This window comes from Pseudomonas sp. 01L34 (assembly GCF_056400265.1).
The window spans coordinates 433105-445514 of the sequence record NZ_JBFTSX010000005.1; the positions used below are offsets into that span (position 1 = coordinate 433105).

Consider the following 12410-nt stretch of genomic DNA (forward strand, 5'->3'; position numbering starts at 1 on the left):
GATGGAGCAGGGCGGTTTAGCCCGCTACCAACACCCGAATCGCTTCCAGTCGCAATGCCGCTTTGTCGAGCATGGCCAGGCCTTGCTCGCGCTGCTTGCGCAGGGCAACCAGTTCGCTGTCGCGCACGGTCGGGTTGACCGCTTGCAAGGCGGTCAGGCGCGCCAGTTCTTCGTCGGTATCGGCCGCCAGGCGACGTTGTGCCTCGGCCACGCGCTCGGCGTGACGCGGGGTGATCTTCTCTTCGCCGGCGTTGATCCGTGGCGTCAGCTGGTCGCGCTGGGCCTGGATGAACTTGTTGGCGCTGGCGCGGGGCACGCTTTCCAGTTGATCGTTCAGGGTTTCGAACGACACCCGGGCCGACAGGTCATTGCCATTGGCGTCGAGCAGGCAGCGCAGGGCGGCCGGCGGCAGGTAACGGCCCAGTTGCAGCGAACGCGGGGCAACCACTTCGCTGACGTAGAGCAGTTCCAGCAACACGGTGCCCGGTTTCAGCGCCTTGTTCTTGATCAGCGCCACGGCGGTGTTGCCCATCGAGCCGGACAACACCAGGTCCATGCCACCCTGAACCATCGGGTGTTCCCAGGTGATGAACTGCATGTCTTCACGAGACAGCGCCTGGTTGCGGTCGTAGGTGATGGTCACGCCTTCGTCGTCGCCCAGCGGGAAGCTGGCGTCGAGCATTTTTTCGCTGGGCTTGAGGATCAGCGCGTTTTCCGAATGGTCTTCGCTGTCGATGCCGAAGGCGTCGAACAGGGTTTCCATGTAGATCGGCAGGGCGAACTGATCGTCCTGTTCGAGAATCGCTTCGACCAGCGCATCGCCTTCACCCGCGCCGCCGGAGTTGAGTTCCAGCAAGCGGTCGCGACCGGTGTGCAGTTCGTCTTCCAGACGCTCACGCTCGGCGCGGGCCTCGTCGATCAGTGCTTTCCACTCGCCATCGTCGGTCTCTTCCAGCAGCGGCAGCAGGCGCGGGCCGAACTGATGCTGCAAGGCGTTGCCGGTCGGGCAGGTGTTGAGGAATGCGTTCAGCGCTTCGTGGTACCACTGGAACAGCCGCTCTTGCGGGCTGGTTTCCAGGTACGGCACGTGCAGTTCGATGACGTGCTTCTGGCCGATCCGGTCGAGACGACCGATGCGTTGCTCCAGCAGGTCCGGGTGCGACGGCAGGTCGAACAGCACCAGATGGTGCGAGAACTGGAAGTTACGGCCTTCACTGCCGATTTCCGAGCAGATCAGCACCTGGGCGCCGAATTCTTCGTCGGCGAAGTAGGCGGCGGCGCGGTCACGCTCAAGGATGTTCATGCCTTCGTGGAACACCGTGGCCGGAATGCCGGAACGCACGCGCAGGGCGTCTTCCAGGTCCATGGCGGTTTCGGCGTGGGCACAGATCACCAGCACTTTGGTGCGCTTGAGCATTTTCAGGGTGTCGATCAGCCACTCGACGCGCGGATCGAATTTCCACCAGCGTTCTTCTTCGTTGGCGTCCGGCTGGGACTGGAAGCTGACTTCCGGGTACAGCTCGATGTGATCGCCCAACGGCAGTTCGAGGTACTCGGCCGGGCACGGCAGCGGGTACGGGTGCAGCTTACGCTCCGGGAAACCCTGCACGGCGGCGCGGGTATTACGGAACAGCACGCGGCCAGTGCCATGGCGGTCCAGCAGTTCACGGACCAGACGGGCGCTGGCTTCGGTATCGCCATCGTTGACTGCGCTCAGCAGGGCTTCGCCTTCGTTGCCGAGGAAGCCGTGAATGGTCTTGTGCGCTTCAGGCGACAGGCGTCCTTTGTCCAGCAACTCCTGAACGGCTTCGGCCACCGGGCGATAGTTTTCGCTCTCGGCGCGGAAGGCATGCAGGTCATGGAAACGATTCGGGTCGAGCAGGCGCAGACGGGCGAAGTGGCTGTCCTGGCCCAGTTGTTCCGGGGTTGCGGTCAGCAGCAATACGCCCGGGATCGTTTCAGCAAGCTGCTCCACCAGGGAGTACTCAGGGCTGACCTGGTCTTCGTGCCACACCAGGTGGTGCGCTTCGTCGACCACCATCAAATCCCAGCCAGCGGCGAACAGCGCGTCCTGGGCTTTCTCGTCTTCCACCAGCCATTCGAGCGCCACCAGGGCAAGCTGGGTGTCTTCGAATGGGTTGGTGGCATCGCTTTCGATGAAGCGTTCTTCATCGAACAGTGCAACTTGCAGGTTGAAGCGGCGGCGCATCTCCACCAGCCACTGGTGCTGGAGGTTTTCCGGCACCAGGATCAGCACGCGGTTGGCGCGGCCCGAGAGCAGTTGGCGATGGATCACCAGACCGGCTTCGATGGTCTTGCCCAGGCCCACTTCATCGGCCAGCAGAACCCGCGGCGCAATGCGGTCGGCGACTTCACGGGCGATGTGCAACTGGTGCGCGATCGGTTGCGCGCGCACACCGCCCAGGCCCCAGAGCGACGATTGCAACTGGCGGCTGGTGTGTTCCAGGGTGTGATAACGCAGGGAGAACCAGGCCAGCGGGTCGATCTGGCCGGCGAACAGACGGTCGCTCGCCAGTCGGAACTGAATGAAGTTCGACAGTTGGGTTTCCGGCAGGGTGACCACTTCGTTCTGCCCGTTGAGGCCGTGGTAGACCAGCAGGCCGTCAATGTCGTCGACTTCCTGTACGGTCAGTTTCCAGCCCTCGAAGTGAGTAATCGAGTCACCCGGCGAAAACCGCACGCGGGTGAGGGGCGCATTCCGTAGCGCATACTGGCGAGTGTCGCCAGTGGCCGGGTAGAGCACGGTCAACAAGCGGCCGTCCTGTGCCAGAACGGTGCCTAAACCCAGCTCGGCTTCGCTGTCACTGATCCAGCGTTGCCCCGGTTGATACTGCTGCGCCATGCTGCCTGACTCCCACCTTGAAAAAGCGGGCTATCTTAACGGAATGAGCCTTCAGGGCCAAAGGATTACTCAATAGGAGCTACCGAAGGTTGCAATCTTTTGATCTTCAAGTCCTGAAAAGATCGCAGCCTTCGGCAGCTCCTGTCTGTGCGTTGGGTCACAAGTTTTCGACCGATGGCTCAAGTCGCCATCCCCGCAGCCGACAGCCTGCTGACAGGAGACCAAAAATATGCTGCCACCGATGCTCCCCTTGAGCGCCGTGCCGATCACTTCACAGCAGGATCCGATCCGCCAGCGCCCGGATATTCCCCCCGTGGTGTCGGTGCAGGAAAGCTCCAATGAAAGCACCATCGACCTGCAAAACCGCGACCCGGAAGAGGCGGGCCTGCAGCTGCGCGAGGAGCAGCGTCGGCAACAGGAACGGGAGCGGCGCCGTCGCGAGGCCGATGAGGATCCTGAAGAGCATTTGGCGATCCCCGGTAATGAGCTCAATGCCGACAATACCGTGCCGGTGGTGCCGTTGATGGAGAGTCAGCCACGTCAGGGGTTGTGGGTCGATATCGAGATCTGAAGTGTCGGAGACTGGTCAGCGCCCGCGCCAGACCGCATTATTGGCGCAATCCTGTCGCCTTTAGCCGGCAGCTGAATTCATTTCCAAGCGATGCACTGAACGCCATGAGCCAAGATGACAAGCTGATCGACCTCAATTCTGAACGTGCCAAACGGGTTCATGACCTAAATGAAAAGCGCCTGAACGAAGTGCGCCAGGCATTTGAGCAGGCCATGCCGTTGGGTAAAGCGAAGAAAAAGCCGAAGAACAAACCGAAAAAGCGTTGAAACACCCTGCATCCGTTGATGCAGGTCAGTTATTTCCCTTCCTTTACGCCCAGTCTCGGGCGGCATTGATCCCGGTCAATTTTCTCTCCTGCCCGATTGGTTAACTTAGCCCCATTGCAACAGGGCATGTGCAGGAGGCCAGTCATGTTTTTCGATAACGTGGTGATCGCCGGAGTGCTGACAGTCGGCCTCATGGTTCTGTTTTTTGCAGGGTTTGGTTTTTTTATCTGGAAGGATTCGCATAAGCGGAGAAAACCGTAGTTCTTTCTGGAGCAATGAGCACGCAAGGCATTTTGGGCGACTTCGGTCGCCCTTTTTTTTTGTGCGATCGAAAGGGACGCGGAGCGTCCCGGGCTGCATTCCCACGCAGAGTGTGGGAACGATCTAATACCGAAATGCGGGCAATAAAAAAGGCGCGAACCTCATGGAACGCGCCTTTTTCAGTAGCGGTGTATCAGCTACCCAGTGCCTTGGAGGCTAGCCAGAACAGGCCGGCCGACAGGGCTACGGTGGCTGGCAGGGTCAGGACCCAGGCCAGCAGAATGGTTCTGACAGTACCGCCTTGCAGGCCGCTTTTGTTCGCGACCATGGTGCCGGCCACGCCTGAGGACAGGACGTGGGTAGTGGAGACGGGCAGGCTGAAGATGTTGGCCAGGCCGATCATGCTCGCGGTGGTGATCTGCGCCGACATGCCTTGGGCATAGGTCATGCCTTGCTTGCCGATTTTCTCGCCGATGGTCAGTACCACGCGCTTCCAGCCGACCATGGTACCCAGGCCGAGGGCCAGTGCGACCGCCAGAATCACCCAGAACGGAGCGTATTCAGTGGTGGTGGTCAGGTCCTTGCGCAGTTTGTCCAGGTCAGCCTTTTCACGGGCAGCGAGGCCAGGCAGCTTGCTGACTTTCTTCGCCGTGTCGTCCAGGCAGAGCAGGTAACGACGCACTTCGATGCGGCTTTCCGCCGGCAGCGAGTGGTAGTCAGCTACACCCTTGAGGGTGTCGAGCAGGGCGGCGATGGTCGGTTCGGTCTGTTGCGGGTTGCAACGGAATTTCTCCGGCAGATCACCTTCCACGCTTTTGCCCAGGGCCAGGAATTCACCCAGCGTATCGGCATTGCGCTTGTAGAACTGGCTCAGGTGCAGGGTCGCATCGCGCGTCCGTTCGATCTGGTAGGTGGTGCTGCCCAGGTCGAGTACGAACTGCGCCGGGACGATACCGATCAGCACCAGCATGATCAGGCCGATACCTTTCTGGCCATCGTTCGAGCCGTGCACGAAGCTGACCGCCATGGCCGAAATCACCAGTACCAGACGGTTCCAGAACGGCGGGTGTTTCTTGTCGTCGATCTTGCGGCGCTGTTCCGGTGTCTTGTGCATCTTGGACAGCGGACGCCACCATTTAAGGCCGATCAGCACCAGGGCGGCAACGAGGAAGCCGGCCATCGGCGAGAACACCAGGGACGCGCCGATGTCGATCGCTTTCTGCCAGTTCACGCCGTCGGCCAACGGAATGTCGTTGATCAGGGCATTGGCCAGGCCGACACCGAGGATCGAACCGATTAGCGTATGGGAACTGGAGGCCGGGATACCGAAGTACCAGGTGCCCAAGTTCCAGGTGATGGCCGCGGCGAGTAACGAGAACACCATGGCCAGCCCGTGACCGGTGTTCACATTGATCAACAGTTCTACCGGCAGCAGATGGACGATGGCATACGCCACTCCCACACCGCCCAGCAGCACGCCGAGGAAGTTGAACACACCGGAAAAGAACACCGCCAGATGAGGCGGCATGGCTTTGGTGTAGATAACAGTGGCCACCGCGTTTGCGGTGTCATGAAAGCCGTTGATGAACTCGAAGGCGAGGACAAAGGCCAGGGCGAGCAAGAGGCTCACAAGCACCCAAGCATCCAGTCCGCTGAATAAATCGATCATGAAGGTTTTCTGACCCGTTCGTAAGGGGGCGCGATTATGCCAGAAAAGACTGATAATCGATGCACTTGCTGCTCATCGGTTACATTCTTCAATGAATTAGTGGGTGGCAATCCCCTGAATCCCAGGGTTTTTCAGGGGCCTACAAGTCATTGAATTCGCTTGGAAAGGCAGCTGCCACAAGGGTTTCTCTCGTTGGGACGAGAGGCTTGAACGCTTGTGTGAAATATCTGAGAAGAAGGTCAGGCAAGAGCCGTTTGCCTCATCGAATGGATGAGGAAGCCGCTGCCCGCTTGTAGCGGGCGCGAAAAGCACCATCGATACAACCCGTTTTTAACGGGTGCAGACGCAGGCTCTTGAAAGGATTCAAGTCGAGGCGGTCATGGCTCTTCGGCTTTGAGTTCCTTTTCCATCTTCTGCAATTCCTGGGTGAAGGCCTGATCCTGAACGGTGGCGCGTTTACGCCAGGGTTTGCGTTCGGGTTCGGGCTGAGCGGCGTAGGTGGTGATTTCCCCGCCGTAAACTTCCTTGTAACGTTGTTCCTGGCGCTCAAGTTCCGCGCGCAGTTCGTCTTTCGTCACAGTGCTACCTAATTGAGTTGAGATTAATTCTGGTGAAACGCGCTGCATCGATCTATTGACCATGCTCGTCGAAAGGACAATGCCTGATACGACATCGTTCCCACGGCACAATCAATACTTCAATGTTGCAGGCGGCCACGGCACCAGAGAAAAACAGCTGACGCAGCATCAGTCTCCTGTTTCAGCGAGCGCGTTGGCGGAACATATTAAATGAGCGTCAAGCGCTTGCTGCGGACAGCGGCGATGGATATCGCGCTGCCGGCGGGCGGAATCGGTACAAAAAAACCGGTCGCCTCTGAAATGCATTATAGCGGTCGATTCGAAGAACACTATCTCTTGGCAGTTAAAAGTAGTTCCTCATGTGTGATTGTTCTGTTGCTCGCAACTTGCCGGTAACTACGGTGGACTGATGCCAGTTGCAGTGGTGACTTTCTGGCGCCATTAAGCCGGACAAATTATTACATCGTTCTCCTTTAAACCAGTGACCGAAAATAACAACCGTATTGTGGGTGAGTGAAAGCAGGATGGCTGAATGTACGCAGCACGATTGCGATTATCGGCCTGTGGTTCGATAATCGCCCAATCCTGGCAGCCGCTGGCTTGTGTGTCAGACCGGGGCCGCTTGTAATAGTCGCTGATCCGTGTGGGGAACCTGATATGAACGATCAAATGCGCAATTCCTTCGCTTCAGTGGCGCCGCCGATCGTCGCCTCGCCCGCCAAGCGAATCCAGGCCCTGACCGGTGACCCGGATTTCATGACTTCCCTGGCCCGTGGCCTGGCGGTGGTGCAAGCGTTCCAGGAGCGCAAGCGGCACCTGACCATTGCACAGATCAGCCACCGCACGGAAATTCCCCGCGCCGCTGTGCGACGTTGCCTGCATACGCTGATCAAGCTCGGCTACGCCACCACCGACGGGCGCACCTATTCGCTGCTGCCCAAAGTCTTGACCCTGGGCCATGCCTATCTGTCGTCGACTCCACTGGCGGTGTCTGCCCAGCCGTACCTGGACCGCATGAGCGAGCAACTGCACGAGGCCTGCAACATGGCCACGCTGGAGGGTGATGACATTTTGTACATTGCGCGCTCGGCGACTACCCAGCGGCTGATTTCCGTCGACCTCTCGGTGGGTGGGCGCTTGCCGGCCTATTGCACCTCCATGGGCCGGATTCTGCTCGCCGCGCTGGACGACACGTCGCTGCGCGAATACCTCGACCATGCAGACTTGCAAGCCAAGACCAGTCGCACCCTGCATACCCCCGAAGCCTTGCTCGAATGCCTTCAAGAAGTACGGCGACAAGGCTGGTGCATCGTCGATCAGGAACTGGAGCAAGGCCTGCGCTCGATTGCCGTGCCGGTGTATGACGCTTCTGGCCAGGTAGTGGCGGCGCTGAACGTCAGCACCCATGCCGGCCGGGTCAGCCGCAGCGAGCTGGAGCAACGTTTCCTGCCCGGTTTGTTGAGTGCCAGCCGCGACTTGAGTGCGCAGCTGTTCGCCTAAGCTGTTCGATAAACGCACAGAGTCGCGTTTATCGAATTGACGCTGTTTCTCTCGGATCATTAATGTCGCGGCAGCGTCATCCGGCGCTGCTGGCCCTCGGCCGGTTGCCGGACGACGACCCAATAATAATGAGAAGAGGCATCGTCATGTGCACGTTTCCCCACTGTCGCTGTTCCCACCGGCTTAGCTGCCGAAACCGGATCGCCTGATCCCGACCTTCTTTTCTTGTGACAGCGTCAGCCTCGGCTGGCACTTGTTCGACTGCGTTCTTTGCGTGGAATAAAAATAATGAACCAGCCTCAGTCTGCTGTAGGGAACTGCCTCGACGTGCAGTCCTTCATCAACGCTCAACCCATTTCGCGCTACCAATGGCGGGTGGTGATCCTGTGTTTCCTGATTGTCTTCCTCGATGGCCTCGACACCGCGGCCATGGGGTTTATCGCGCCGGCATTGTCCCAGGACTGGGGCATCGATCGCGCCAGCCTCGGCCCGGTGATGAGTGCGGCACTGATCGGCATGGTCTTTGGCGCCTTGGGTTCCGGGCCGTTGGCTGACCGCTTCGGGCGAAAAGTCGTACTGGTAGGCGCGGTGTTGTTGTTCGGTGCGTTCAGCCTGGCATCGGCTTACAGTACCAATGTCGATCAACTGCTGGTGCTGCGTTTCCTCACCGGCCTGGGCCTGGGCGCCGGCATGCCGAACGCGACCACGCTGCTGTCCGAATACACCCCGGAACGCAAGAAGTCCCTGCTGGTGACCAGCATGTTCTGCGGCTTCAACCTCGGCATGGCCGGGGGCGGTTTCATCTCGGCCAAACTGATCCCGGCCTTCGGCTGGCACAGCCTGTTGATGATCGGCGGGATTCTGCCGCTGATACTCACCGTCGTTTTGCTGTTGTGGTTGCCAGAATCGGCGCGCTATCTGGTGGTGCGCAATCGCGGTACCGACAAAGTGCGCAAGGCCCTGGCACCGATCGACCCAGCGCTGGTGGCCCAGGCTTCGAGCTTCAGCGTGCCGGAACAGAAAACCGTGAAGGCACGCAATGTGTTCGCGGTGATCTTCTCCGGCACGTACAGCACCGGCACGTTGTTGCTGTGGCTGACGTACTTCATGGGCCTGGTAATTGTTTATCTGCTGACCAGTTGGTTGCCGACGCTGATGCGTGACAGCGGCGCGAGCATGGAGCAGGCGGCATTCATTGGTGCGCTGTTCCAGCTGGGTGGGGTGTTGAGCGCAGTGGGCGTGGGTTGGGCGATGGACCGGTTCAATCCGCACAAGGTCATCGGTACTTTCTATCTATTGGCCGGGGTGTTTGCCTACGCGGTAGGGCAGAGCCTGGGCAACATCGCCGTGCTGGCGACCCTGGTGCTGGTGGCCGGGATGTGTGTCAACGGTGCGCAATCGGCAATGCCGTCGCTGGCGGCGCGTTTTTACCCGACTCAAGGGCGGGCGACCGGTGTGTCGTGGATGCTCGGGATTGGCCGCTTCGGCGCGATCCTCGGGGCGTGGATGGGCGCGACGTTGCTGGGCCTGGGCTGGAACTTCGAGCAGGTGCTGACGGCGCTGGTGATTCCGGCCGCGTTGGCGACCACGGCGGTGGTGATCAAGGGCATGGTCAGCCATGCGGATGCGACCTGATCCGGCTTGAGAGTGATCGTTCCCACGCCGAGCGTGGGAACGATCTGAAATGCTTTTTTGGGATCGGTAGTGAGGTAACAATCTGTTCGATAAACGAACACTCAGTCGATTATCGGATTGTTTGGGTTGTTCCAGGGGCTTAATCTTCAGTCATTCCGGCGCTGCGCATCGGCGCCTTTTTCCCACACTGTCGGTTCATAACAACACGGGAGCCTGCCCCATGGCTGAAATCCTTTCGCTGCATGACGCGGTGAAGCAGTTCGTCAACGACGGCGATACCGTCGCGCTCGAAGGCTTCACTCACCTGATTCCTACGGCGGCCGGTCACGAAATCATTCGCCAGGGCAAGAAAGATCTGACCCTGGTACGGATGACGCCTGACCTGATCTACGACCAGTTGATCGGTGCCGGTTGTGCTCGCAAACTGATTTTCTCCTGGGGCGGCAACCCTGGCGTCGGTTCGCTGCACCGTCTGCGCGACGCAGTCGAGCGGCAGTGGCCGCATGCGCTGGAAATCGAAGAGCACAGTCACGCCGACCTGGCCAATGCCTATGTCGCGGGCGCTTCCGGCTTACCGTTCGCGGTGCTGCGAGCCTACGCCGGTTCCGACCTGCCGAAGGTCAACCCGCTGATCAAGACCGTCACGTGCCCGTTCACCGGCGAAGTGCTGGCGGCGGTGCCGTCGGTGCGCCCGGACATCACCGTGATTCACGCGCAGAAGGCTGACCGTCAAGGCAACGTGCTGCTCTGGGGCATTCTCGGGGTGCAGAAAGAAGCGGCGCTGGCGGCCAAGCGTTGCATCGTCACCGTCGAAGAAGTCGTCGATGACCTCAACGCACCGATGAACGCTTGCGTGCTGCCGACCTGGGCTCTGAGCGCGGTCTGCCACGTACCGGGCGGCGCGCATCCGTCCTACGCCCACGGTTACACCGAGCGTGACAACCGCTTCTACCAGGCCTGGGACCCGATTGCCCGCGACCGTGAAACCTTCACCGCGTGGATCAACGAGTACATCCACGGCTGCGCTGACTTCAGCGAGTTCCAGGCCAAGCTGGCCGCTGCTTCGGAGGCCAAGTAATGACTTACACCACCAATGAAATGATGACCGTCGCCGCCGCCCGCCGCCTGAAAAACGGTTCGGTGTGCTTCGTTGGTATCGGCCTGCCGTCGAAAGCCGCCAACCTGGCGCGACTGACGTCCTCGCCCGATGTAGTCCTGATCTACGAATCGGGTCCGATCGGTGCCAAGCCAAGCGTACTGCCATTGTCGATCGGTGACGGTGAGCTGGCGGAAACCGCCGACACCGTCGTCCCGACCGGCGAGATTTTTCGCTACTGGCTGCAGGGCGGGCGTATTGACGTCGGCTTCCTCGGCGCCGCGCAAGTCGATCGCTTCGGCAACATCAACACCACGGTAGTCGGCGACTACCATCAGCCAAAAGTTCGCCTGCCGGGTGCAGGTGGCGCGCCGGAGATCGCCGGTTCCGCCAAGAGCGTGCTGATCATCCTCAAGCAGTCGGCGCGTTCGTTCGTCGACAAGCTCGACTTCATTACCTCGGTTGGTCATGGCGAGGGCGGTGATTCGCGCAAACGTCTCGGCCTGCCGGGCGCCGGTCCTGTCGGCATTATTACCGACCTGTGCATCATGGAACCCGAAGCCGGCACCCATGAATTCGTGGTCACCGCGTTGCACCCAGGGGTGACCCGCGAGCAAGTGATCGCGGCCACCGGTTGGCCGATTCGTTTTGCCGACACCGTTGAAAACACTGCCGAGCCAACCGAAGTCGAGTTGACCGCGCTGCGTGATCTGGAAGCCCGCACTGCGGCGGCCCACGGCCAAGCACCCGGAGAAGCCTGATGCGTGACGTTTATATCTGTGACGCGATTCGTACCCCCATCGGCCGTTTCGGCGGTGGCCTGTCGGCGGTTCGCGCCGATGACCTGGCCGCGGTGCCGATCAAGGCGCTGATGGCGCGCAACCCGTCGGTGGACTGGAACGCGGTGGACGAGGTGTTCCTCGGTTGCGCCAACCAGGCCGGCGAAGACAACCGCAACGTGGCTCGAATGGCGTTGCTGCTGGCGGGGCTGCCGGAAACCATTCCTGGCGTCACCCTCAATCGCCTCTGCGCTTCGGGCATGGACGCTATCGGCACTGCGTTTCGGGCCATCGCCAGCGGTGAGATGGAGCTGGCGATTGCCGGTGGCGTCGAATCGATGTCCCGCGCGCCATTCGTGATGGGCAAGGCGGACGCGGCGTTTTCGCGCAACATGAAGCTGGAAGACACCACCATCGGCTGGCGATTCATCAACCCGCTGATGAAAGCCCAGTACGGCGTCGATGCAATGCCGCAAACCGCCGATAACGTGGCCGACGATTACCAGGTTTCCCGCGAGGATCAGGACGCTTTCGCACTGCGCAGTCAGCAACGGACAGCCGTCGCGCAAGCCGCAGGATTTTTCGCCGAAGAAATCGTTGAAGTGCGCATTGCCCACAAGAAGGGTGAAACAGTGGTCAGCCAGGACGAACATCCTCGTGCCGACACTACACTCGAAACCCTGGCCAAACTCAAACCGGTCAACGGCCCCGACAAAACCGTCACCGCCGGCAATGCCTCCGGTGTGAACGACGGTGCTGCAGCGCTGATCCTGGCTTCGGCCGAAGCCGTGAAAAAACACGGCCTGACCGCCCGCGCCAAAGTGCTCGGCATGGCCAGCGCCGGTGTCGCACCACGGGTGATGGGTATCGGCCCGGTGCCGGCGGTGCGTAAATTGACTGAGCGCCTGGGCCTGGCGGTCAGCGATTTCGACGTGATCGAACTCAACGAAGCCTTCGCCAGCCAGGGTCTGGCGGTGCTGCGTGAACTGGGACTGGCGGATGACGCGGCCCAGGTCAACCCGAACGGTGGCGCCATTGCCTTGGGCCATCCGCTGGGCATGAGCGGTGCGCGTCTGGTACTGACTGCACTGCATCAACTGGAAAAGACGGGCGGCAAGAAAGGCTTGGCGACCATGTGTGTCGGTGTCGGTCAGGGCCTGGCCCTGGCGATCGAACGGGTCTGACGCACAGA

The 12410-nt window shown here is 60.4% G+C and carries 12 protein-coding genes; 9 read left to right on the top strand and 3 right to left on the bottom strand.

Translation table 11 applies throughout. The annotated features are described in order from the left end of the window. Window positions 1–16: 16 nt before the first annotated feature. Window positions 17–2863 carry an RNA polymerase-associated protein RapA gene (gene rapA, locus AC1DQM_RS17605; protein WP_477746587.1) on the bottom strand — a complete coding sequence of 949 codons (2847 nt, stop codon included), beginning with the start codon at window positions 2861–2863 and terminating at the stop codon, window positions 17–19. A gap of 229 nt (window positions 2864–3092) precedes the next feature. On the opposite strand from rapA, the gene AC1DQM_RS17610 reads away from it, so the two are divergent. The 3 genes from AC1DQM_RS17610 (at window position 3093) to ccoM (ending at window position 3961) form a co-directional block, all read left to right on the top strand. Next, window positions 3093–3434, top strand: a complete 342-nt coding sequence (locus AC1DQM_RS17610; protein ID WP_018926883.1) for a hypothetical protein — start codon at window positions 3093–3095, stop codon at window positions 3432–3434. Between the two features lie 104 nt (window positions 3435–3538). Continuing rightward, window positions 3539–3700, top strand: a complete 162-nt coding sequence (locus AC1DQM_RS17615; RefSeq protein ID WP_007935839.1) for a hypothetical protein — start codon at window positions 3539–3541, stop codon at window positions 3698–3700. Between the two features lie 144 nt (window positions 3701–3844). Next, window positions 3845–3961: a cytochrome c oxidase subunit CcoM gene (gene ccoM, locus AC1DQM_RS17620; RefSeq protein WP_018926882.1), complete on the top strand. Its 117-nt coding sequence runs from the start codon at window positions 3845–3847 to the stop codon at window positions 3959–3961. A gap of 193 nt (window positions 3962–4154) precedes the next feature. Here the strand turns inward: ccoM and AC1DQM_RS17625 are convergent, their stop codons facing one another. After that, complete coding sequence (locus AC1DQM_RS17625; protein WP_018926881.1) at window positions 4155–5630, bottom strand: inorganic phosphate transporter; 1476 nt, start codon at window positions 5628–5630, stop codon at window positions 4155–4157. Window positions 5631–6007: 377 nt separating this feature from the next. Next, window positions 6008–6208, bottom strand: a complete 201-nt coding sequence (locus tag AC1DQM_RS17630) for a hypothetical protein (RefSeq protein WP_018926880.1) — start codon at window positions 6206–6208, stop codon at window positions 6008–6010. A gap of 210 nt (window positions 6209–6418) precedes the next feature. Here AC1DQM_RS17630 and AC1DQM_RS17635 point away from each other — a divergent pair, with 210 nt between their 5' ends. The 6 genes from AC1DQM_RS17635 to pcaF all read left to right on the top strand — a co-directional run bounded on the left by AC1DQM_RS17635 (window position 6419) and on the right by pcaF (window position 12402). Beyond that, a complete protein-coding gene (locus AC1DQM_RS17635) occupies window positions 6419–6604 on the top strand; it encodes a hypothetical protein (protein ID WP_138866217.1) in 186 nt (61 codons plus the stop codon). A gap of 261 nt (window positions 6605–6865) precedes the next feature. Next, window positions 6866–7708, top strand: a complete 843-nt coding sequence (gene pcaR / locus AC1DQM_RS17640; RefSeq protein WP_007935836.1) for a pca regulon transcriptional regulator PcaR — start codon at window positions 6866–6868, stop codon at window positions 7706–7708. Window positions 7709–7996: 288 nt separating this feature from the next. Then, window positions 7997–9343, top strand: a complete 1347-nt coding sequence (gene pcaK / locus AC1DQM_RS17645; protein ID WP_018926878.1) for a 4-hydroxybenzoate transporter PcaK — start codon at window positions 7997–7999, stop codon at window positions 9341–9343. A 220-nt stretch (window positions 9344–9563) separates the two neighbouring features. Continuing rightward, window positions 9564–10421 (top strand): CoA transferase subunit A, encoded by an 858-nt coding sequence (locus AC1DQM_RS17650; protein ID WP_428632355.1) that lies wholly within the window; start codon window positions 9564–9566, stop codon window positions 10419–10421. Then, a complete protein-coding gene (locus AC1DQM_RS17655; RefSeq protein ID WP_019580916.1) occupies window positions 10421–11200 on the top strand; it encodes a CoA-transferase subunit beta in 780 nt (259 codons plus the stop codon). Before AC1DQM_RS17650 ends, AC1DQM_RS17655 begins: the two co-directional genes overlap by 1 nt. Beyond that, on the top strand, window positions 11197–12402 hold the full coding sequence (gene pcaF / locus AC1DQM_RS17660; RefSeq protein ID WP_477746679.1) for a 3-oxoadipyl-CoA thiolase: 1206 nt from the start codon (window positions 11197–11199) through the stop codon (window positions 12400–12402). Before AC1DQM_RS17655 ends, pcaF begins: the two co-directional genes overlap by 4 nt. The last annotated feature ends 8 nt before the right edge of the window (window positions 12403–12410 follow it).

Coding starts and splice junctions, on each gene's coding strand:
- AC1DQM_RS17655 (WP_019580916.1), top strand. CDS start 10,421: ATGACTTACACCACCAATGAAATGATGACCGTCGCCGCCGCCCGCCGC.
- pcaR (WP_007935836.1), top strand. CDS start 6,866: ATGAACGATCAAATGCGCAATTCCTTCGCTTCAGTGGCGCCGCCGATC.
- AC1DQM_RS17615 (WP_007935839.1), top strand. CDS start 3,539: ATGAGCCAAGATGACAAGCTGATCGACCTCAATTCTGAACGTGCCAAA.
- pcaK (WP_018926878.1), top strand. CDS start 7,997: ATGAACCAGCCTCAGTCTGCTGTAGGGAACTGCCTCGACGTGCAGTCC.
- AC1DQM_RS17610 (WP_018926883.1), top strand. CDS start 3,093: ATGCTGCCACCGATGCTCCCCTTGAGCGCCGTGCCGATCACTTCACAG.
- ccoM (WP_018926882.1), top strand. CDS start 3,845: ATGTTTTTCGATAACGTGGTGATCGCCGGAGTGCTGACAGTCGGCCTC.
- AC1DQM_RS17650 (WP_428632355.1), top strand. CDS start 9,564: ATGGCTGAAATCCTTTCGCTGCATGACGCGGTGAAGCAGTTCGTCAAC.
- rapA (WP_477746587.1), bottom strand. CDS start 2,863: ATGGCGCAGCAGTATCAACCGGGGCAACGCTGGATCAGTGACAGCGAA.
- AC1DQM_RS17635 (WP_138866217.1), top strand. CDS start 6,419: ATGAGCGTCAAGCGCTTGCTGCGGACAGCGGCGATGGATATCGCGCTG.
- AC1DQM_RS17625 (WP_018926881.1), bottom strand. CDS start 5,630: ATGATCGATTTATTCAGCGGACTGGATGCTTGGGTGCTTGTGAGCCTC.